Raw genomic sequence first — 20,073 nt, forward strand, 5'->3', positions numbered from 1 at the left:
CCCCCCTTCCGCGCGCGGCATCGGGAGTGTTGGTCCCCCGGCGGAAGGCTAAGCCAAAGCGCAAGGGTGCAACAGGGGGCGTCGTGCCCTTTTGCCCGAACCGTGGTCGCGGACGTGGCCACCGCCCAGATGGTGGACACCCGCGACCGTTTCGGAGGGAACTCTATCGACGGGTTTGCTGTTGCGTCGAATCCGTCGGCTCACCGGTCGTCTCGGTCGGCCGGGCCCCGGCATCGACCGCCACGGCCCCGGCGTCCACCGCCGCGGTCCGCGCGTCCGCGCCGGGGGCCGGGAACTGCTCGGGCAGCCGGCGCAGGCGGCTGTTCATGTTGCGGATCAGCAGCACCGTCGCGATCGCGAGCAGGATGATGAGAAAGAGCCCCATGGGGCCGGCGAGGCCCCCGCTACGGGTGTTGCCGAAGTTGTTCTGGGCCAGCACCTGGGCCGCGGTCAACATGACGGTTCCTCCATCGCGACGTACGCCCGAGCGCACAACGGATCCTGCGCCGGGACCGGGCGCGCCTCCCGCGACCGGTCCGACGTTGTACGTGTGTGCCGTCCACCGTACGCCTGGCCCTGCTCAGCGTGCGTGGACGGTCTCCCGGATACCGGCGAAGAGGTCGGACTCCGGCACCGGGCTGTCGACCATCGAGCGGACCAGTTCGAAATCCTCGGTCGGCCACGCCTTGCGCTGCACCTCCAGCGGCACGTGGAACCAGAAGCCGTCGGGGTCGACCTGGGTGGCGTGGGCCCGCAGCGCGTCGTCGCGTACCGGGAAGTAGTCGGCGCACTCGATCCGGCTGGTGACCCGGGGCCCCTTGTCCTCCCGGTCCTCCCACTTCTCCAGCCACTCGGCGTACGGCGACTCCAGGCCGGCGGCGAGCATCGCCTCGTGCAGCGCGACCACCCGGGCCTTGGAGAAGCCCATGCAGTAGTAGAGCTTGAGCGGCTGCCACGGGTCGCCCAGATCGGGGAAGCGGTCCGGGTCGCCGGCCGCCTCGAACGCGGCGACGCTGATCTTGTGACACATGATGTGGTCGGGGTGCGGGTAGCCGCCGTCCTCGTCGTAGGTGGTGACGACGTGCGGGCGGAACTCGCGCATCAGCCGCACCAGCGGGCCCGCGGCGACCTGCGCGTCCTGCAGGCCGAAGCAGCCCTCGGGCAGCGGCGGCAGCGGGTCGCCCTCCGGCAGCCCGGAGTCGACGAAGCCGAGCCAGGCCTGCTCGACGCCGAGGATCGCCCGGGCGGCGTCCATCTCGGCGCGACGGATCTCGGCGATGTTCTCCCACACGTCCGGGCGGTCGAGCTTGGGGTTGAGCACGCTGCCCCGTTCGCCGCCGGTGCAGGTCACGACCAGCACCTCGACGCCCTCGGCCACGTATTTCGCCATCGTGGCCGCACCCTTGCTCGACTCGTCGTCGGGGTGGGCGTGCACGGCCATGAGGCGCAGTTGCTCTGCCAACGGGACTCCCTAGTCCGTACCCTCGCCGGGCCGGCGTGGCCCGGCACGACACAACTTTTGCAATCGTCGCACCTGTTGCAAGTCAGATCCGCCGCACCCGGTTGACAGCACCCGGCGCATCGGGCCGACGGCGTCCTGCGATGATGGACCTGTCCAGGTAATCCGATGCCACCGACAAGAACGCGGGAGAGCCGACCCGGTGACCGAGACGCGAGCCACAACGCAGCCCGGCGCGTCGATGTTCCCGCCCGGCCGCTACGGGCGGCGGCGGGAGGCCCGCCGGACCCGTCCGTGGGTCGTCGGTGCGCTGGTGGCAGTCCTGGTGATCGGCGGCCTCGGGCTGAGCGTCCGGCTATACCGGATGTGGGGCGACCCGACCTACGACGCGAAGGTGATCACCTACACCGAGATCACCGACAGCCAGATCCTCGTCGACTTCCAGGTCACCGTGCCCGAGGGCGGCTCGGCGGTCTGCGTACTGCGGGCCCGGTCGCGCGACGGCGCCGAGGTGGCCCGCGAAGAGGTACGCGTCGACGCCCCGGCCGGCGAGAAGCACCCCGTCGTACGGCACCGGCTGGCCACCTCGGCCCGGCCGATGATCGGCGAGGTCATGCGCTGCCGCGCCGCTGACTGACAGCGGTCAGGAAATCACTCACCGCTGCGCGGTGTGTTTCGCTGGTAAGTTGGTACTTCTACCTTCACACCGAGCACCCGAACACCTGTCCAGTTACCACGCTGTTCCCAAGCCCACCGAGGAGATCGTCTGTGTCCACGACCGACCGCGAGGCGCCCGCCACCTGGCTGTCCCAGGACGCGTACGACCGCCTGCAAGCCGAGCTCAACGAGCTGATCGCCGCCCGACCGGTGATCGCCGCGGAGATCAACGCCCGTCGCGAAGAGGGTGACCTGCGCGAGAACGGCGGCTACCACGCCGCCCGTGAAGAGCAGGGCAAGCAGGAGGGTCGGATTCGCTACCTGCAGGAACTGCTCCGCACAGCGCAGGTCGGCGAGGCACCGGCCGCCGACAAGGTCGCACCCGGCACGGTCGTGACGATCTACTTCGACGAGGACAGCAGCGACACCGAGACCTTCCTGCTCGGTTCGCGGGAGATCTCGGCCACCACCGATCTGACCGTCTACAGCCCGGAGTCCGCCCTGGGCAAGGCGATCCTCGGCAGCGGTGCCGGCCAGACCGTCACCTACACCGCGCCGAGCGGCGCGGACATCAAGGTCACCGTCGTCAAGTTCGAGCCGTACGGCGGCTGACGACATGTCGGCGACCGGTGGTCGTGGACTCCCGCGACCACCGGCCGGCTCGACCGACCCGACCGCTCAGGCCGGCGGTGCCGAGATCTCGACGGTGTAGCCGCTGCCCCGCAACGCGGCCACCAGGCGCTCGGAATGATCCGCGCCACGGGTCTCCACCGACAGCGCCACCTCCACCTCCCCCAACCGCAGCAACGGGTTCTGCCGCAGATGCACGACGTCGACGACGTTCGCCCGCTGCTCGGCGATCTGCGACAGCAGCGACGCCAACTGCCCGGGCCGGTCCACACAGCGCACCGTGAAACGCAGGAACCGGCCGGCCGCGGCCAGCCCGTGCTCGATGACCCGCAGCAGCAGCAGCGGATCGATGTTGCCGCCCGACAGGACCGCCACCACCGGCGACCCGACGGTCGCCGTACCGGCCAGCAGGGCCGCCACCCCGGCCGCGCCGGCCGGCTCGACCACCTGCTTGCCGCGCTCCAGCAGCATCAGCAGCGCCCGGGAGATGTCCTCCTCCGACACCGTCACGATGTCGTCGACCAGCTTGCTCACGTGCGCGAACGTCAGGTCACCCGGACGGCCGACCGCGATGCCGTCGGCGATCGTGGCGTACTGCGACAACCGCACCGGCCCGCCCGCCAGGAGCGAGGGCGGGTACGCCGCCGCACCCCTGGCCTGCACCCCGACCACCCGTACGTCCGGCCGCAGCGCCTTGGCCGCGACCGCGATACCGGAGATCAGGCCCCCGCCACCGACCCCGGCCACGATCGTCTCGACCTCCGGGCACTGTTCCAGGATCTCCAGCGCCACCGTGCCCTGCCCGGCGATGACGTCGTGGTGGTCGAACGGGTGGATGAACACCGCCCCGGTGCGCTCCGCGAACTCCCGGGCCGCGACCAGCGACTCGTCGACGGTGTTGCCGACCAGTTCGATCCGGGCGCCGTACCCCTTGGTGGCGACGACCTTCGGCAACGGCGCACCCACCGGCATGAACACTGTGGACGGGATGCCGAGCAGTCCGGCGGCCAGCGCGACCCCCTGGGCGTGGTTGCCGGCGCTGGCGGCCACCACACCACGGGCCCGCTCGTCCGGCGCCAGCCGGGCGATCCGGACGTAGGCGCCCCGCACCTTGTATGAGCCGGCCCGCTGAAGGTTCTCGCACTTGAGCCAGACCGGGCCGCCGAGGGCGGCGCTGAGCGGTCGCGACGGTTCGAGGGGGGTGGTCCGGGTCACCCCGGTAAGCAGTTCCCGCGCGGCCTCGACGTCGGCGAGTCCGACCAGCTCAGTCATGCCCTGATCGTCGCATCACCGGCCGGGACCGCAACCGCGGGCACCGTCCACGGCGAGCGGTCAGACCGTACGGGTGGGAACCTTCGGCCAGCCCGGCGCGTGCCGGGACCACGGGGCGGCCATCTCGAACTGACCGGCGACGGCGAGCAGCAGCAGTTCGCTGCCGGGCGGGCCGGTGAGCTGCACGGCGACCGGCAGCCCGTCCGGACGCACCCCGACCGGCACCACGAGCGACGGCAGGCCGGCGATGTTCCACGGCGCGGCGAACGGGGCGTATCTGATGCTGGCCGTGAGGTTGGCCCGCCACGACCGGCCGGCCCAGCCGCCGGCCGCCGGCGGCGCGCCGGCCAGTGCCGGGGTCAGCAGCACGTCGACCGAGTTGTCGGTGAAGAACCCGATCGACTTCTCCCGCCAGGCGGTGCGGTCGGCCTCGCGTACGTAGCCACGCCGCTGCGCCCACTCGCCCAGCGACGCGTGCCGGCGGGTACGCGGCTGCAGGGCGCGCGGGTCGAGGCCACCGGCCCGGACGTCGCTGGCCGCCGCCGCCAGCCAGGTGGCGACACCACGCAGGCCGATCGAGGTCGGATAGACCGGGTCGAGGGTGACGGTGTCGTGGCCGGCGTCCACGAGCAGCCGGACGGCGGTCGCGACCGCGTCCCGGTTGGGCTGGTCGGCGCGTACGCCCAGGACCGGCGACCGCAGCGACATCGCGACCCGCAGCCGGCGCGGCTCGACGAGCTTCTCCGGCCGGCGGCCGGCGAGGACCGCGAACCCGACAGCGGCGTCGGCGACCGTGGTGGCCAGGATGCCGTGCTCGGTCAGGCCGAACCAGTCCTCGGGGCCGAGCTGGCAGGGCACCACTCCCCGGCCCGGCTTCAGGCCGATCAGGCCGCAGCAGGCGGCCGGGATCCGGATCGAACCGAGCCCGTCGTTGGCGTGCGCGATCGGGACCATGCCGGCGGCGACGGCGGCCGCCGCGCCACCCGACGACCCGCCCGGGGTCCGGTCGGTGCGCCACGGGTTACGGGTCACCGAGGTGCCGTCGTCGGTGACCGCCCACAGGCCGAGTTCCGGCATCCGGGTCACCCCGAGCACCACCGCCCCGGCGCCACGCAGGCGGCGTACGACCTCGTGGTCGTCCTCGGCGACCGGGCTGCGGGCCGCCGCGGACCCGTTCCAGGTCGGCAGGCCGGCCACCGCGGTGTTCTCCTTCACCGCGACCGGCACCCCGGCCAGCGGCAGGTTGGCCAGCTCCTCCTGCTCGTCGACCTTCTCCGCCTCGACGATCGCCTCGCCGCCGCGCACCGCGCGGAAGGCGGACACCACCGGATCGGCGGTGGCGACGTGGTCGAGGTGGTCGGCGACCACCTGCGTCGCGGACGCGTCGCCGCGACGGACCGCCCGCGCGATCTGTTTCGCGGTCGCACCTACCCAGGTCGGCACGATGTCCTGCACGGCCACCTCCCCATCGGCCTTGCAATTATGCGGCGGTGCGGCCGCCGCCGCCCGGCCGGGGCGGCAGCGCCCGGCCGGGGTCCCCGGCCGGGCGTCGGATCAGCCGAGCGCCTGCGCCAGGTCGGCGAGCAGATCGTCGACCGTCTCGATGCCGACCGACAGTCGCACGAGATCGGCGGGAACCTCAAGGGGCGACCCGGCCGCGCTCGCGTGCGTCATCCGGCCCGGGTGCTCGATCAGGGACTCGACCCCGCCCAGCGACTCGGCGAGCACGAAGACCTTGGTCCGGTTGCAGATCTCGACGGCGTGCGCCTCGCCGCCGGTGGCCCGGAACGACACCATCCCGCCGAAGCGGCGCATCTGCTTGGCCGCCGTCTCGTGCCCGGGGTGGTCGGGCAGGCCCGGGTACAGCACCTGCGCCACCGCCTTGTGCCGGGTCAGGAACTCGGCGACCCGCTCGGCGTTGTCGCAGTGCCGGTCCATCCGTACGCCGAGGGTCTTGACCCCGCGCAGGGTGAGCCAGGCGTCGAACGGGCCGTTGATCGCGCCCATCGCGTTCTGGTGGTAGGCCAGTTCGGCGCCGAGTTCGGCGTCGGCGGTGACCAGGGCGCCACCGACCACGTCGGAGTGTCCGCCGACGTATTTGGTGGTGGAGTGCACGACGACGTCGGCGCCGAGGACGAGCGGCTGTTGCAGATAGGGCGAGGCGAAGGTGTTGTCGACCACGAGCCGGGCCCCCGCGTCGTGGGCCACCGTCGCGAGCGCGGCGATGTCGGCGATGCCGAGCAGCGGATTGGTCGGGGTCTCCAGCCAGACCAGCTTCGTCCGCCCCGGCTCGATCGCGGCCCGGACGGCGTCGACGTCGGACACCTTCGCGGCCGTCCAGCTCACCCCCCACCGCTGCGCCACCCGGGCGAAGAGCCGGTAGGTGCCGCCGTACGCGTCGTCGGGGATCACCACGTGGTCGCCGGGCTGGCAGACGGTGCGCAGGAGGGTGTCCTCGGCCGCCAGCCCGCTGGCGAACGCGAGGGCGGTGTGCCCGGCCTCCAGCGCCGCCAGGCACTGCTGCAACGCGTCGCGGGTCGGGTTGCCGGACCGGCTGTATTCGTAGCCCTCGCGCGGCGCGCCGACGCCGTCCTGCGCGTAGGTGCTGGTCTGGAAAATGGGTGGCACCACCGCCCCGGTGCGGGGCTCCGGCTTCTGGCCGGCATGGATGGCGAGGGTCTCAAAGCCGTACGTCATGGGTGCGAGGCTAGTCTCATCGGGTGTCGGGGTGCGTCTTCTGTCGAATCGTGGCGGGATCGGTGCCGTCGTTCCAGGTCGTCGGGGAGCCCTCCGGCGTGGCGTTCCTCGACTCCCGCCCGGTCTTCCGCGGGCACGTGCTGGTGGTGCCCAGACCACACCTCGAGACGTTGACCGACCTGCCCGAGGCGGACCTGGCCGGCTACTTCGGACTGGTCCGCCGGGTCGCGGCGGCCGTCGAGTCGGGTCTCGACGCCGGCGGCACCTTCGTGGCGATGAACAACCGGGTGTCGCAGTCCGTCCCCCATCTGCACACCCACGTCGTACCCCGCACGAAGGGCGACGGGCTGCGCGGCTTCTTCTGGCCCCGGACCCGCTACGACGACGACGGGCAGGCCGCGACGTACGCCGCCCGGATCGGCGCCGCGGTTGCCCCGCCGACCAGGGGGTAAGTGCCGGGTAAGGACCGGCCCGGCGTCGGTGTTGCAATCCGGTGAGAGGTACGAGAGGAGTCGACCGTGTTCCTACGGCGTATGAAGCACGAACTGCCGACCCCGGATCAGGCCCTGCCGGGCCGGGCGATCGCGATGCCGGTCTCGGACCGGCACGAGGTGCTCGGCACCCCGTTGCAGGGTCCCTGGCCGGAGGGTGCCCGGGTGGCGGTCTTCGGGATGGGTTGTTTCTGGGGCGCCGAACGGCTGTTCTGGACCCTTCCGGGGGTCATCACGACCTCGGCCGGCTACGCGGGCGGGATCACCCCCAACCCGACGTACGAGGAGGTCTGCTCCGGTATGACCGGGCACAACGAGGTCGTGCAGGTGGTGTACGACCCGGCCCGGATCGACTACGAGCAGTTGCTGAAGGTCTTCTGGGAGAACCACGACCCGACCCAGGGCATGCGCCAGGGCAACGACGTGGGCACCCAGTACCGGTCGGCGATCTACACCACCAACGACGAGCAGCTCCGGATCGCGCAGGCGTCCCGGGAGGCGTTCGCCCCGGTGGTGGCGGGGACCGGCCGTGGCGAGATCACCACGGAGATCCAGCCACTCGGTGACTACTACTTCGCCGAGGACTACCACCAGCAGTACCTGGCGCCCACCAAGAACCCCAACGGTTACTGCAACCATGGACCGAACGGGATGAGCTGCCCGATCGGGGTGGCGAAGACCGGCGCCTGACGCCGACGTGCGCGGAGCGCACCGGAGCGCGGGCGACGCGACGCGGTACGCCCCGAAGCCCCGGACCAGGCCGGCCACCGGCCCCGGTCCGGGGCTTCGGCGTACCCGGAGATTCCCTCGTGCCGAGCCGGGCGACCGTGTTACGTTTATTGCACTTACTGCGACTGCTGCGATTACGACGCGGGAGGTGCCCAGTGACACTCTCAGCGCTCGAACCGGTGGTTCCCGACGCCGAGGCCATCTCGACCGCCGACGCGGCCGTCGACCGGGTCAGGAACTATCTGGCGACGGGTACGCCACGGGCGACCCGCATCCGGGTACGGGTCGAGGACGACGGCGAGGTGGTGGTGGTTCCCCGCGCCGCCGTCGAACTGTTCGCCCAGATCCTCGCCCACATGGCCGCCGGTCACGGCGTCACCGTCGTTCCCGAGCACGCCGAACTGACCACCCAGCAGGCGGCCACGCTCCTCAACGTGTCGCGGCCCTACCTGATCGGCCTGCTGGACGCTGGCGAGATCGACTATCGCCGGGTCGGCAAGCACCGTCGGGTACGGGCGGCCTCACTGCTGGCGTATCAGCGCAGGGATGATCGGCGTAGGCGCGCGGCCGCTGACGAACTGGCCGAGTTGACCGAAGAGATGGGTCTCTACGAGTGAACTTCGTCGTCCTCTACGACGCGAACGTGCTCTACCCGAACGTCCTGCGAGACCTTTTGATCCGTATCGCACAGGCGGGACTCGTACACGCGAGATGGACCGAACGGATCCTCGACGAGGTCTTCACGAACGTCCAGAAGAACCGCCCCGACCTTGACCCGGAACGGCTGGCCCGGACCCGACAGCTCATGAACCGCGCTCTCCGCGACTGTCTGGTGACCGACTACGAATCGCTGATTCCCGCCCTCACACTGCCGGATCCGGACGACCGGCACGTCCTGGCGGCAGCAATCCGGGCCAGGGCCCAGGTCATCGTCACCGACAACCTTCGACACTTTCCGCTCGACGCGCTACGCCCGTTCGACATCGAACCGTTGAGCGCCGACGACTTCGTATCCGACCAGGTCGACCTCAGCCCGAAGACGGTGTGGGGCTGCGTCCAGCAGATCGCGGATTCACGGCGGAACCCGCCCATGCGGCCCGCCGACGTACTGGTCGCGCTCGAACGGTGTGGATTGGTGCGATCGGTGGCCAATCTCGGTTCCGAAAGGTAGCGGTGCGCCGGCCGACCACCTAACCGACAGCACTGAGTCGGATAGGCGGCAAAGTACGGGCCGGCTTGCGGCCGCCGGCCAGCATGGCGGCATGTACCCCAGCCCAACCGTCTCGTCCGCCGAGCTGCGCCCCCGCCGGACGTGGTTTCTCGTCGCCGCCCTGATCGCCCTCGCCGGGGTGGTCGCCGGCGTCCTGCTCTTCGTCCTCAGCCTGAACAGCGCCACCGACAGCATGGACAGCGTCACCGAGGGGTTCAACGAGAGCACCGAGCAGGTCTTCCAGACCGGCGACACGGTGTCGGTCGAACTGGCCGCCGACCAGCGGAAGATCGTATGGGTGGACGCGTCCGCGGTCGGCAGCGGCGCGACCTGCGACGTCTCCGGATCGGCCGTCCTCGGCACTCCCACGACCACCTGGACGGTGACCAACTCGACCGGGGAGTGGCGCAGCCTCTACCAACTTTCTGCCGCCGGCGCCGGCACCTACGAGCTGACCTGCACCGCGGGTGGCGGCACCACGCCGGTCGCCCTCGCGGTCGGCCAGCCGCCACAGCTCGGGGAGGCCCTCGGCTTCGCCGGCCGGCTGTTCGGCGGGATCGGCGCGCTGACCCTGCTGCCCTGTCTCGGGATGGTCGTCGGCGGGGTGATCGCCCTGGTGGTCGCCCTGCGCCGCGGTTCGCACCGCAAGCGCCTGCTGCAGCAGCGGTCGGCCGGCTACGGGTACGCCCCCGGCTACGGACCGCCCCGGTAGCGATCTCGAAAAACCGTTGCCGCCCCGCGCGGCCACTGGATAGCGTGGCCGTACACGGGAAGGGAGGTGGTCCAAGCTTTGATTGGCAATAGGACTCGTGAGGTGGCTGCCCGCTAGCCGCTGTCCTTGACAGTTTTCGTTCGTCGAGACCGTGTGGCAACGGCGCGGCGAATCCATGACAGCCACCCGACCCCCGGGGGTGCCGGCCCAGTCCAGCCGGCCCGCTTCAGCGGAAACCCCCGGGGGTCGTCCTGTTCCCCGGTCCTGTTCCCCGGTCTGCGGAAGGCGGCCGCCGCGTGTCGTCGCGCGAACTCGTCGTACTCGGCACGGCCAGCCAGGTGCCCACCCGACGGCGTAACCACAACGGCTATCTGCTGCGCTGGGACCGCGAGGGCATCCTCTTCGACCCGGGTGAGGGCACCCAGCGGCAGATGCTGCTGGCCGGGGTTTCCGCCACCGACCTGACCCGGGTCTGTGTCACCCACTTCCACGGCGACCACTGCCTGGGCCTGCCCGGCATCGTCCAGCGGCTGTCACTCGACCGGGTGCCGCATCCGGTGCCCGTGCACTTCCCCGCCGGCGGGGCCGGCTACTTCGAGCGGCTACGGCACGCCAGCTCGTTCCACGACGTCGCCGACGTACGCGCCGAACCGGTCGGCACCGACGGCCAGCGGTTCGACATCGGCGCCGGGGTGCTGGAGGCACGCCGGCTGCGACATCCCGTCGAGACGTACGGCTACCGGCTCCTGGCTCCGGACGGGCGACGGATGCTGCGGGACCGGCTCGACGCGTACGGCATCTCCGGGCCGGCGGTCGGCGCGTTGCAGCGCGACGGCCACCTCGACCTGGACGGGCGCCGCGTGTCCCTGGAGGCCGTCAGTGAGCACCGGCGCGGCCAGCGGTTCGCCTTCGTCATGGACACCGGCCTGTGCGACAACGTGTTCGCCCTGGCCGAGGAGGCCGACCTGCTGGTGATCGAGTCGACGTTCCTGTCCGTGGACGCCGCCCTCGCCGCCGAGGTCGGCCACCTGACCGCGGCGCAGGCGGGTCGGGTGGCGGCCGAGTCCGGGGTACGCCGGCTCGTGCTGACCCACTTCTCGCAGCGGTATCCGGATCCGGAGCGGTTCGCGGCGGAGGCGCGGGAAGAGTTCGACGGTGATCTCGTCGTGGCCGACGACCTGATGCGGGTGCCGGTACCTCCCACGGTCTGACGGGCGGCGAGCCGCGCCGCCGGGCCAGAACGGCGCCGACCATCATCACCCTGGGCATACACTCGGCGGATGTCGGTCTCGCTGCGGGTCGCCGAGGCGGTGGACGTGCCCCGGATCGCCGAGTTGCACCGCCGTTCGCGGATCGACGCCTACGCCGACCTGGTGAGCTACGACACACTCACCCGGGTGCCGGCACCGGTGTTCGCCGACTGGTGGGTGGAGCGGTGGAGCTACGAGCGGGAGACGCACGTGCTCACCGTCGCCGAACGCGACGGGCGGCTGGTGGGGTTCACCTATGTCGGCCCCGACGACGAGGGCAGCCAGGCGGACACCGGCCTGCTCTACGCCATCCACCTCGAATCCGCCGAGCGGGGCCGCGGGACCGGGCGGGCCCTGATGGCCGAGGCGCTGGCGACCCTGCGGGAACAGGGCTGGCAGCGGGCGGCGCTGTGGGTCCTGGCCGGCAACGACCGGGCGCGCGGCTTCTACGAGCGCGGCGGCTGGCAGCCGACCGGGTGGTGCCGCGACAGCACGTTCGGCCCGCCGGTCAAGGAGATCCGGTACGACCGTCCGCTCCGCTGAGCGCTCCCGCCGCCCGTCGGTGTGTGCGGGAGGTTTGTGGCGGGCGAGAGTACGTGACCTATGTATGCGGGGGAACCGTATGGTCACGCACCCTCGCCCACCGTGCCCACCGGACCCGGGGGGAAACGCCTGGCCGGAGGCGTCAGACCGGCGGAGGCTGCCGGTCACCTGATCGGGTGGGCGATGCGGGACCATCGGGTGCTGGCGGGGCATCGCCGGTGGTCACCGCTGGTGCGAAGACTGCGTTCTCGGTGTCGTACCGCGGGCCGTTCGTGCCCCGCGTACACCTAGTCAACGGTGCGGCGGACCCGACGGGTCGGACAGTTTGTGCGACGTCCGGACGTCGTCACCGGGCGCCGAGGTGCGCCAGGAGGTCCTGCCGGGTCAGCACGCCCTTCGGCTTGCCGTCGACGAGCACCAGGGCCGCGTCGGACTTCTCCAGCAGCGCGACCGCCTCGCTCACCGGCTGCCCGCCACCGACCACCGGCAGCGGCGGTCCCATGTGCCGCTCGATCGTGTCGTGCAGGTGCGCCTGGCCGGAGAAGAGCGCGTCGAGCAGATCACGCTCGGCGACCGAACCGGCGACCTCGCCCGTCACGACCGGCGGCTCGGCCTTGAGCACCGGGAGCTGGGAGACGCCGTACTCGCGCATGTAGTCGATCGCGTCGCGGACCGTCTCGGTCGGGTGCACGTGGATCAGCTCCGGCATGCCGCCCGGCTTGCCGGCCAGCGCCTCGGCCACGGTCGCCTCGGCCCCGCCGGTCTCCATGAAGCCGTAGCGCGCCATCCACTCGTCGTTGAAGATCTTCGACAGGTAGCCGCGGCCGCCGTCGGGCAGCAGCACCACGACGACGTCGTCGGGGCCGGCCCGCCGGGCGACGTCGAGCGCCGCGACGACCGCCATGCCGCAGGAGCCGCCGACGAGCAGACCCTCCTCACGGGCGAGCCGCCGGGTCAGGTCGAAGGACTCCTTGTCGGAAACCTCGACGATCTCGTCGCAGATGGTCCGGTCGTAGGTCTCCGGCCAGAAGTCCTCGCCGACGCCCTCCACGAGGTAGGGCCGGCCGGTGCCGCCGGAGTAGACCGAGCCCTCCGGGTCGGCGCCGACGATGCGGACCCGCCCCTCGGACGCCTCCTTGAGGTAGCGGCCGATGCCGGAGATGGTGCCGCCGGTGCCGACCCCGGCCACGAAGTGGGTGATCCGGCCGGCCGTCTGCTCCCACAGCTCGGGGCCGGTCGTCTCGTAGTGCGAGCGGGGGTTGGCGGTGTTGGCGTACTGGTTGGGCTTCCACGCGCCGGGGATCTCCCGGGCCAGCCGGTCGGAGACGTTGTAGTAGGAGCGGGGATCCTCCGGGGCCACCGCGGTCGGGCAGACCACCACCTCGGCGCCGTACGCCCGCAGCACGTTCTGCTTGTCCTCGCTGACCTTGTCGGGGCAGACGAAGACGCAGCGGTATCCCTTGAGCTGCGCCACCAGGGCCAGCCCGACACCGGTGTTGCCGCTGGTCGGCTCGACGATCGTGCCGCCGGGCTGGAGCAGGCCGCTCTTCTCCGCCTCTTCGACCATCCGTACGGCGATCCGGTCCTTGACCGAGCCCCCGGGGTTGAAGTATTCGACCTTCGCCAGCACGGTGGCGGCGATGCCCTCGGTGACGCTGCGCAGCCGCACCAGCGGGGTGTTACCGATCAGCTCGACGACATTGTCGTAGTAGCGCACGTCGTTGTGCCCTTCTCGGAGGCGCCACGGCAGGTGGCCGGGCCGGTGATCGCACGGGTCACGTCAAGACTACGTGCGGTTCAGGTCACGACCTGTCCCGGGATGACCGTGGATCGCTTGGCCTCCCACTCCAGGAACCGTTCGGTCTCGGCGAGGATCGACCCGGCCAGCCAGGTCGCCATGAGCGCGTCGTCGGCCAGGCCGAAGAAGGTGAGGAACAACTCCGGCACCAGGTCGACCGGCGACGCGATGTACGCCGTCGCCGCCGCCATCATCGCCAGCCGCAGCCCCCCGTCGTATTCGCCCCGTGCGGTGGCCTTGAGCATCCGGGGCAGCGCCCCGATCCGTTTGCCCAGGCCGGGGCCACCGCGGGCGCCCGACGTCAGTGCCCGCCCCAACGCCGCGAAAGCGGCGGTCCGCTTCAAAGTCTTGGCCATGTCGCCGACCTCCCTGCCGCCAATGATGCACCTGTACGCCAACCGGCGCCTCCGTCGCGGTACGTACCCAACCGGTCGCGGATCTAGGCAATCGGTCAAGCGGTACGTCGCCTCCGGGGGCTAACCTCGAAGACCGTACGACGCACGCCACGACCGGCCGGCCCGGTGCCGGCGGCCGGGTGTCCGGCGGCGGGCTACGGCGGCAGGCGACGGTCCGGGGGGACGGGATGGCTCGGATGGAGACGGTCGAACAGGGATCGGCCTCGTGGCGGGTCGTCCGACGCGTGGGGCTCGCCGCCGCGATCGGGGCGGGCCTGACCGCGGCCGGTGCCGCCACGCTCGGCGGGATCCTGCTCGGCCAGGCCAACCGGGCCCGCCGCACCATCCCGATGGCCGAGGCCCCACCGCCGCGCGGCGAGGGTGTCTACGGCGCCAAGTTCCCCGGCCGGCCGATCACCCTGGCGGTGCTCGGTGACTCGACGGCGGCCGGCTACGGCGTCCACCGTCCACGTGAGACACCCGGCGCGCTGCTGGCCACCGGGGTGTCCCGCCGGCTGGGGCGGCCGGTGCGACTGCGCCGGTTCGCCGTCGTCGGGTCGATATCCGCCGGTCTGGCACCACAGGTCGAGGTGGCGATCGAGGCTAAACCCGACCTCGCGGTCATCCTGATCGGCGGGAACGACATCACCAACCGGACGCCGTACGGCATCGCGGTGCGTCACCTCGTCGACGCCGTACGCGACCTGCGCCGGGCCGGCGCCGAGGTCGTCGTCGGCACCTGCCCCGACCTCGGCGCGATCCAGCCGATCAAGCCACCGTTGCGGTGGCTGGCCCGCCGGTGGAGCCGGCAGTTGGCGGCGGCGCAGACGGTGGCGGTGGTCGAGGCGGGCGGCCGCACGGTGTCGCTCGGCGACCTGCTCGGTCCGCGGTTCGCCGCCGATCCGGTCCGGATGTTCGCCTGGGACCGTTACCACCCGTCCGCCGACGGTTACGCGGTGGCGGTGGCCGCGTTGCTGCCCACGGTTCTGTCCGCGCTCGGTGCCGGCGAGGAACGACGGGCCGTACCGGTCGCCGGCGAAGGACCGCGCTCCCTGACCCAGGCCGCCGCACAGGCCGCCCGCGAGCCGGGCACCGAGGTCACCGGCACCCAGGTCGCCGGCCGCGACCGTGGGCCGGGCGGCCGCTGGGCGCAGTTGCGCCGGCGCCGGCCGGCCTGGCTCGGCCCGCTGCCGAGCGGCGGGCTGCCGGCCCTGTTCGGCAATTCGAGGGCCGACGATCCGGCCCCGGTCGCCGTACCCTTGAGGCATGGGTCACACGACGCGGCGCAACCATCCACGGTGGAGAAACCCCGGTGAACACTCGCCGTCGGGCCTCGTCCGCCACGGGGTGACCCGATGACCGGCATGGCGCTACGCGTCGGGCGCGCCGCCGCCCTGACCCTGATCGCCGGCACGGTCGGCGGTGCCGCGCTGCTCGCCGGCGAGGCACTGGTCGCCCGCACCCGCCGCTACGCGCAACCGGAGATGGGCCTGACGCTGCGGGCGACGGTCGGTGCCCCGGCGGCGCCCCCGCTGCGGCTGGTCCTGCTCGGCGACTCGCTGGCGCTAGGCGTCGGCGTCGACCAGGTGGCCGACACCGTCGGCGGCCAGTTGGCCCGCCTGCTCAGCGAGGGCGACGGCGCGGCCGCCGGCCGGCGGCGGGTCGAACTGTCCAGCGTCGGCGTCTCCGGGTCGCGGTCCACCGATCTCGCGACGCAGGTGGCGCGGGCGCTGCTGGGGCGGCTCCCGGACGTGGCGGTGATCCTGATCGGCGCCAACGACGCCACCGGCCTGCGCCGGCCGGTCGAGGCGGCGGCACACCTCGGCGCGGCGGTGCGTCGCCTGCGTGCCGCCGGCGTCGAGGTCGTCGTCGGCACCTGCCCCGACCTCGGCGCCGTACGGGCGATCGCTCCCCCGCTGCGACAGGTGGTCGGCTGGGCCGGGCGGGTGACGGCGCGGGCCCAGACCAGGGCGGTGCACGACGCCGGCGGCCAGACCGTCGACCTGGCCGCCGAGGCGGGTCCGGTCTTCCGGGCCGACGCCGGAACGCTCTGCCACGACGGCTACCACCCGTCGGCCGACGGATACCGGGTCTGGGCGCACGCCCTGCTGCCGGCCGTGTCGCGTGCCGCGAGCGGCGCCGACCGCAGCTGAGCGCCGCACCGCCTTCACCCTTCCCGCCGAAGTTACCCGCGGGTTAAGTTGGGCTCATGTCGACAGAGCCGTCCCGCACCGCCGTCATCGTCTCCACCGCCCGATCCCCCATCGGCCGCGCCGCCAAGGGGTCACTGCGCGAACTCCGGCCCGACGACCTCGCGGCCACCATCGTCCGGGCCGCCCTGGACAAGGTGCCGCAGCTCGACCCGACGCGGATCGACGACCTCTACCTCGGCTGCGGCCTGCCCGGCGGCGAGCAGGGCTTCAACATGGCCCGGGTGGTCGGCACCCTGCTCGGCCTCGACACCGTGCCGGGCGCGACCGTGACCCGCTACTGCGCCTCCTCGCTACAGACCACCCGGATGGCCTTCCACGCCATCGCCGCCGGGGAGGGCGACATCTTCGTCTCCGCCGGCGTCGAGTGCGTCTCGCGGTACGCCCGCGGCAACTCCGACAGCCTGCCGCCCGAAGCGCAGGAACTGGTCGGCGGCGGATGGCACAACCCCCGGTTCGCGGCGGCGCGGGAACGGTCGGCGACCCGGGCACGCGGTGGCACGGACCGGTGGCACGACCCCCGGCTCGACGACGAACTGCCCGACATCTACCTCACGATGGGACAGACGGCGGAGAACCTCGCCGAGGCGCACGACGTCAGCCGGGCCGACATGGACGAGTTCGGCGTACGCAGCCAGAACCTCGCCGAGAAAGCCATCGCCGACGGGTTCTGGGCCCGCGAGATCACGCCGGTGACGCTGCCGTCCGGCGAGGTGGTCAGCGCCGACGACGGCCCGCGCGCCGGGGTGACCCTGGAGGGGGTGGCCGGGCTCAAGCCGGTGTTCCGGCCCGACGGCCGGGTCACCGCCGGCAACTGCTGCCCGCTGAACGACGGCGCCGCCGCCGTGGTGGTCATGAGCGAGAGCCGGGCCCGCGAACTCGGCATCACCCCGCTGGCCCGGATCGTGTCGACCGGGGTCAGCGCCCTGTCGCCGGAGATCATGGGGCTCGGCCCGGTCGAGGCGTCCCGGCAGGCACTGCGCCGGGCCGGCATGACCATCGACGACATCGACCTGGTCGAGATCAACGAGGCGTTCGCGGCGCAGGTGATCCCGTCGTACCGGGAGCTGGGGATTCCGCTGGACAAGCTCAACGTGATGGGTGGCGCGATCGCGGTCGGGCACCCGTTCGGGATGACCGGGGCACGGATCACCGGGACGTTGCTCAACGCGCTCGACTGGCACGACCGCACGATCGGCCTGGAGACGATGTGCGTCGGCGGCGGCCAGGGCATGGCGATGATCGTCGAACGCCTGAGCTGACCTCCAAGATCCCCGTGATCAGGGACTAATACCGGCGGGTCGCCGGCGCGTGTCCAGCTCCCTGATCACGGGGATCTTGCCAACCCCGGACGGTACGGATCACAGCGCGCGCCGGGTCGCCTGTACGTCCGCGGCCAGCGCGCCGAGCAGCTCCGGTGCCGGACCGGCGACGACCAGATCCGCGGCGACGACCTTCAACTGGTCGGTGAGGGCGAGGTCGTTCGGCAGGCGGGGCACCGGTCGCCGAGGCTCGCCCTCGGCATCGGCGGCCCGGTCGGCGATCCGCTGCACCAGTGCGTGCATCAGATCCCCCCGCGTCGCCGGCACGCCCAGGTCGTCAGATGTGGCGGGAACCGCCGCCGCACCGGCGGGTCCGGCCGGGGCCGCCGCCGCACCGTCAGAGCGGGCCGGCATCGCCGCCGCACCGTCAGATGTGGCCGGGGTCGCCGCCGCACCGTCAGACCTGGCCGGGGTCGGCGCCGCGGTGTCAGAGCTGGCCGCGGTTGCCGCCGCGTTGTCAGAGCTGGCCGAGGTCGCCGCACCGGTGGTACGGCCGGGCAGGAGACCGCCGGAGCCCGCCGCGGCCCGCCAGCGCGGTGCCTCCCAGTGGCCGACCTGACGCACGAGCAGGTCCACCGCGCGACCGAACTCCTCGACGCTCATGGCGGGTCAGTCTAGGGGAGTTGACTGGTCTCGCCGTCTTTGCTGGCCCGCCTCGGCGAGGCTGGCCGAGCCGGCTGGCTCTCGCTCTTCTCGGACGGCTCGCTCCGTGAGGGCCGGCTAGCTCCGCTTCGCGAGGGCTGGCTCGCTCCGCGAGGGCTGACGCGCTCCGCTTCGCGCCGCCTATGCACCGTCTTCGCCCTGGGCCGCGGCCCTTCGCGGGGCGGGCCTCGGGCTCGTCAGGGTGCGGCGGCGCTGGATCGACGCCGGGCTCTGGTCGCAGTTACTGCCATCCGCCGATTACTTCCCCGAACGCTGCTGCACGGTGGGTTCGGATGGACTACCCCTCGCCGACGTCGACCCCACGCTCGGAACGCTCGCGCAGCCCCCTCCCGATCAACGCGCAGGTCGCCCGCCTGAGGAGAAGACGTTGATCTGGGCGGGAGAGACCTTATCCGCCCCGGGTTAGGTCTCTCCCGCCCAGATCAACAACAACCGCTGGCTGCAATCCCGGCAAACCGTCAATGATCGGCCTCGTTGCAACGCCTGTCTCAGCCAGGCCGGGCAGTCCGACCTAGATGGCCTTGATCGCCGCCCTTTCCGCCCCGGAGAGGGGCCGGGGTGCCGCCAGGGCCGAGCCGTCGGGCCGTCGCGAAGGCAGGGCCGCCATCGCAAGCCGAGACCTCCGCGGCTCGGCCGGACCGCCACACGGCAGGGCCGCCATCGCAAGCCGGGACCGCTGCGGCTTGGCCGGACCGCCGCACGGCAGAACCGCCGCACGACAAGGCCGCCGCACGACAGAACCGCCACGGCAGAACCGCCACAACGGCAAGGCCGCCGCGCGACAAGGCCGCCGCGCGACAAGGCCGCCGCGCGACAAGGCCGCCGGGCCGCTGCCAGGAAAGGCCGGGCCACTCAGGAAACCGGGCCGCTCAGGAAGAGGCGAGCCGGCCTGGAGAAGGCGGGCCGGCGGTGGAAAGGGCGACGCCCGCCCCGGGGTGGGGCGGGCGTCGGTCGTGATCGGTGGCGTCGCCGTCGGGCGGCGCCGGCAGGGGACGGTCAGTCGTCGCCCTGGAAGAAGCTGAGCAGCCGCAGGATCTCGATGTAGAGCCAGATCAGGCTGACCAGGATGCCGAAGGCCGCGGTCCAGGAGTAGCGCTGCGGCAGCCCCATCCGGACGCCTTCCTCGACCTCGTGGAAGCTGAGGACGAAGCTCAGCGCGGCGACGATGATGCAGACCACGCTGAAGCCGATCGCCAGCGCGCCACCGCTGCGCAGGCCGGTGTCGACGCCGAAGAGCGACAGCACCAGGTTGATCAGCATGACGGCGAAGAGGCCGACCATCGCCGCGATCATGCCGCGGACGAACTTCGGCGTGGCCCGGATGGCGCGCACCTTGTAGAGCATCGCCATCAGGAAGAACACCCCGAAGGTGGCGACCACCGCCTGGAGGACGATGCCCTGGAAGCCGGCGACGACCTCGAAGTACTTGCTCACCATGCCGACGAAGACACCCTCGACGACGGCGTAGGTGACGACCAGCGCCGGGTTGGCCATCCGGGAGAACGAGATGACCAGGCCGAGCACGAGCCCGACGACCGCCGCACCGATCCAGGCCGCGCTGAGCAGCGCGTCGGGCACGAGGACCCACGCCGCGGCGGCCGAGGCGCCGACGATGCCGAGCAGGGTGACGGTCTTGACGACGACGTCGTCGACCGACATCGGCTGCACGGCGGGCGGCGCGTCCGGGTATCCCGCCGCCGTCGGGTACGGCTGACCGAATTGGCCGGCGGGGGCGTACCCGGCGGCCCGCTCGCGCTCGGCCGCGCGGCCGAGCCGGGCCAGCACCGGGTTGGAAGTTCTCACTGTCAGGCCTCCTTCAGAGGTCGTTGCACGGTAACCGTGCACTACAACAGTAATCTCCTCCACGAATATTCGGGAGTTCCACAGCCTGTGAGCACGCTGAACGCACGAGGTGCCCGGGGCGGGGATCGAACCCGCACGCCTTTCGGCAGCCGCTTTTAAGGCGGCCGTGTCTGCCGTTCCACCACCCGGGCCGGGCGGTCCGCAGCGGCCCATCGCCGCGCTGCCCATACGG

Annotated in this window: 20 protein-coding genes, 1 tRNA gene and 1 pseudogene; 12 read left to right on the forward strand and 10 right to left on the reverse strand. The window is 72.2% G+C overall.

Annotated features, from left to right (window positions below; translation table 11 throughout):
• Positions 1-163 precede the first annotated feature (163 nt).
• Both AB0I42_RS03575 and mca read right to left on the reverse strand, forming a co-directional pair.
• Complete coding sequence (locus AB0I42_RS03575) at positions 164-457, reverse strand: hypothetical protein (protein ID WP_357533827.1); 294 nt, start codon at positions 455-457, stop codon at positions 164-166.
• 123 nt (positions 458-580) lie between these two features.
• Positions 581-1,462, reverse strand: a complete 882-nt coding sequence (mca, locus tag AB0I42_RS03580; RefSeq protein WP_357533829.1) for a mycothiol conjugate amidase Mca — start codon at positions 1,460-1,462, stop codon at positions 581-583.
• A 199-nt stretch (positions 1,463-1,661) separates the two neighbouring features.
• Here mca and AB0I42_RS03585 point away from each other — a divergent pair, with 199 nt between their 5' ends.
• Together AB0I42_RS03585 and greA are read left to right on the forward strand one after the other, a co-directional pair.
• Positions 1,662-2,096 carry a DUF4307 domain-containing protein gene (locus tag AB0I42_RS03585; RefSeq protein WP_357533830.1) on the forward strand — a complete coding sequence of 145 codons (435 nt, stop codon included), beginning with the start codon at positions 1,662-1,664 and terminating at the stop codon, positions 2,094-2,096.
• Between the two features lie 131 nt (positions 2,097-2,227).
• Positions 2,228-2,728: a transcription elongation factor GreA gene (gene greA / locus AB0I42_RS03590; protein WP_357533832.1), complete on the forward strand. Its 501-nt coding sequence runs from the start codon at positions 2,228-2,230 to the stop codon at positions 2,726-2,728.
• 66 nt (positions 2,729-2,794) lie between these two features.
• On the opposite strand, the gene ilvA is transcribed toward greA, so the two are convergent.
• The 3 genes from ilvA to AB0I42_RS03605 form a co-directional block, all read right to left on the reverse strand.
• Positions 2,795-4,018, reverse strand: a complete 1,224-nt coding sequence (ilvA, locus tag AB0I42_RS03595) for a threonine ammonia-lyase (RefSeq protein WP_357533834.1) — start codon at positions 4,016-4,018, stop codon at positions 2,795-2,797.
• 60 nt (positions 4,019-4,078) lie between these two features.
• On the reverse strand, positions 4,079-5,479 hold the full coding sequence (locus tag AB0I42_RS03600) for an amidase family protein (protein WP_357533835.1): 1,401 nt from the start codon (positions 5,477-5,479) through the stop codon (positions 4,079-4,081).
• A gap of 93 nt (positions 5,480-5,572) precedes the next feature.
• On the reverse strand, positions 5,573-6,715 hold the full coding sequence (locus tag AB0I42_RS03605; protein ID WP_357533837.1) for a cystathionine gamma-synthase: 1,143 nt from the start codon (positions 6,713-6,715) through the stop codon (positions 5,573-5,575).
• 23 nt (positions 6,716-6,738) lie between these two features.
• Here AB0I42_RS03605 and AB0I42_RS03610 point away from each other — a divergent pair, with 23 nt between their 5' ends.
• From AB0I42_RS03610 to AB0I42_RS03640, 7 genes are all read left to right on the forward strand, one after another.
• The gene (locus AB0I42_RS03610) at positions 6,739-7,167 is read left to right on the forward strand and encodes an HIT family protein (protein ID WP_357533839.1); all 429 of its coding nucleotides are present in this window, start codon (positions 6,739-6,741) and stop codon (positions 7,165-7,167) included.
• Positions 7,168-7,233: 66 nt separating this feature from the next.
• Positions 7,234-7,896, forward strand: coding sequence for a peptide-methionine (S)-S-oxide reductase MsrA (gene msrA, locus AB0I42_RS03615; RefSeq protein ID WP_357533840.1), 663 nt, complete (start codon positions 7,234-7,236; stop codon positions 7,894-7,896).
• Between the two features lie 194 nt (positions 7,897-8,090).
• Complete coding sequence (locus tag AB0I42_RS03620) at positions 8,091-8,552, forward strand: helix-turn-helix domain-containing protein (protein ID WP_357533842.1); 462 nt, start codon at positions 8,091-8,093, stop codon at positions 8,550-8,552.
• Entirely contained in the window at positions 8,549-9,106 is a 558-nt protein-coding gene (locus AB0I42_RS03625) for a PIN domain-containing protein (protein ID WP_357533845.1), read from the forward strand. Before AB0I42_RS03620 ends, AB0I42_RS03625 begins: the two co-directional genes overlap by 4 nt.
• A gap of 91 nt (positions 9,107-9,197) precedes the next feature.
• A complete protein-coding gene (locus AB0I42_RS03630; RefSeq protein ID WP_357533846.1) occupies positions 9,198-9,857 on the forward strand; it encodes a hypothetical protein in 660 nt (219 codons plus the stop codon).
• Between the two features lie 296 nt (positions 9,858-10,153).
• Positions 10,154-11,068, forward strand: a complete 915-nt coding sequence (locus AB0I42_RS03635; protein ID WP_357533848.1) for a ribonuclease Z — start codon at positions 10,154-10,156, stop codon at positions 11,066-11,068.
• A gap of 69 nt (positions 11,069-11,137) precedes the next feature.
• Positions 11,138-11,650 (forward strand): GNAT family N-acetyltransferase, encoded by a 513-nt coding sequence (locus AB0I42_RS03640; RefSeq protein ID WP_357533850.1) that lies wholly within the window; start codon positions 11,138-11,140, stop codon positions 11,648-11,650.
• A gap of 346 nt (positions 11,651-11,996) precedes the next feature.
• Here AB0I42_RS03640 and AB0I42_RS03645 read toward each other — a convergent pair whose 3' ends face one another.
• On the reverse strand, positions 11,997-13,367 hold the full coding sequence (locus tag AB0I42_RS03645; RefSeq protein WP_357533852.1) for a cystathionine beta-synthase: 1,371 nt from the start codon (positions 13,365-13,367) through the stop codon (positions 11,997-11,999).
• An 80-nt stretch (positions 13,368-13,447) separates the two neighbouring features.
• A complete protein-coding gene (locus tag AB0I42_RS03650; protein WP_357533854.1) occupies positions 13,448-13,804 on the reverse strand; it encodes a DUF1232 domain-containing protein in 357 nt (118 codons plus the stop codon).
• 236 nt (positions 13,805-14,040) lie between these two features.
• On the opposite strand from AB0I42_RS03650, the gene AB0I42_RS03655 reads away from it, so the two are divergent.
• Genes AB0I42_RS03655 through AB0I42_RS03665 form a run of 3 tightly spaced genes read left to right on the forward strand, consistent with a single transcriptional unit; the run spans position 14,041 to position 17,315 of the window.
• Complete coding sequence (locus tag AB0I42_RS03655) at positions 14,041-15,159, forward strand: SGNH/GDSL hydrolase family protein (RefSeq protein WP_357533856.1); 1,119 nt, start codon at positions 14,041-14,043, stop codon at positions 15,157-15,159.
• A 39-nt stretch (positions 15,160-15,198) separates the two neighbouring features.
• The gene (locus AB0I42_RS03660; protein ID WP_357533857.1) at positions 15,199-15,996 is read left to right on the forward strand and encodes an SGNH/GDSL hydrolase family protein; all 798 of its coding nucleotides are present in this window, start codon (positions 15,199-15,201) and stop codon (positions 15,994-15,996) included.
• Positions 15,997-16,052: 56 nt separating this feature from the next.
• Positions 16,053-17,315, forward strand: a complete 1,263-nt coding sequence (locus tag AB0I42_RS03665) for an acetyl-CoA C-acetyltransferase (protein ID WP_357533859.1) — start codon at positions 16,053-16,055, stop codon at positions 17,313-17,315.
• A 99-nt stretch (positions 17,316-17,414) separates the two neighbouring features.
• Here AB0I42_RS03665 and AB0I42_RS03670 read toward each other — a convergent pair.
• The 3 genes and pseudogenes from AB0I42_RS03670 to AB0I42_RS03680 form a co-directional block, all read right to left on the reverse strand.
• Positions 17,415-17,633, reverse strand: a pseudogene (locus AB0I42_RS03670) (hypothetical protein); the annotation flags it as partial.
• A gap of 1,401 nt (positions 17,634-19,034) precedes the next feature.
• Positions 19,035-19,841, reverse strand: coding sequence for a Bax inhibitor-1/YccA family protein (locus AB0I42_RS03675; protein ID WP_357533861.1), 807 nt, complete (start codon positions 19,839-19,841; stop codon positions 19,035-19,037).
• A gap of 110 nt (positions 19,842-19,951) precedes the next feature.
• Positions 19,952-20,032: transfer RNA gene (locus AB0I42_RS03680), tRNA-Leu, on the reverse strand.
• Positions 20,033-20,073 lie beyond the last annotated feature (41 nt).

This window comes from Polymorphospora sp. NPDC050346 (assembly GCF_040655695.1).
Taxonomy (GTDB): domain Bacteria; phylum Actinomycetota; class Actinomycetes; order Mycobacteriales; family Micromonosporaceae; genus Polymorphospora; species Polymorphospora lycopeni.

Excerpts from the sequence above, each read along its gene's own strand:
- AB0I42_RS03575 (WP_357533827.1), bottom strand. The coding sequence starts at position 457 with ATGTTGACCGCGGCCCAGGTGCTGGCCCAGAACAACTTCGGCAACACC.
- ilvA (WP_357533834.1), bottom strand. The coding sequence starts at position 4,018 with ATGACTGAGCTGGTCGGACTCGCCGACGTCGAGGCCGCGCGGGAACTG.
- AB0I42_RS03605 (WP_357533837.1), bottom strand. The coding sequence starts at position 6,715 with ATGACGTACGGCTTTGAGACCCTCGCCATCCATGCCGGCCAGAAGCCG.
- AB0I42_RS03630 (WP_357533846.1), top strand. The coding sequence starts at position 9,198 with ATGTACCCCAGCCCAACCGTCTCGTCCGCCGAGCTGCGCCCCCGCCGG.
- AB0I42_RS03640 (WP_357533850.1), top strand. The coding sequence starts at position 11,138 with ATGTCGGTCTCGCTGCGGGTCGCCGAGGCGGTGGACGTGCCCCGGATC.
- AB0I42_RS03650 (WP_357533854.1), bottom strand. The coding sequence starts at position 13,804 with ATGGCCAAGACTTTGAAGCGGACCGCCGCTTTCGCGGCGTTGGGGCGG.
- AB0I42_RS03655 (WP_357533856.1), top strand. The coding sequence starts at position 14,041 with ATGGAGACGGTCGAACAGGGATCGGCCTCGTGGCGGGTCGTCCGACGC.
- AB0I42_RS03660 (WP_357533857.1), top strand. The coding sequence starts at position 15,199 with ATGACCGGCATGGCGCTACGCGTCGGGCGCGCCGCCGCCCTGACCCTG.
- AB0I42_RS03665 (WP_357533859.1), top strand. The coding sequence starts at position 16,053 with ATGTCGACAGAGCCGTCCCGCACCGCCGTCATCGTCTCCACCGCCCGA.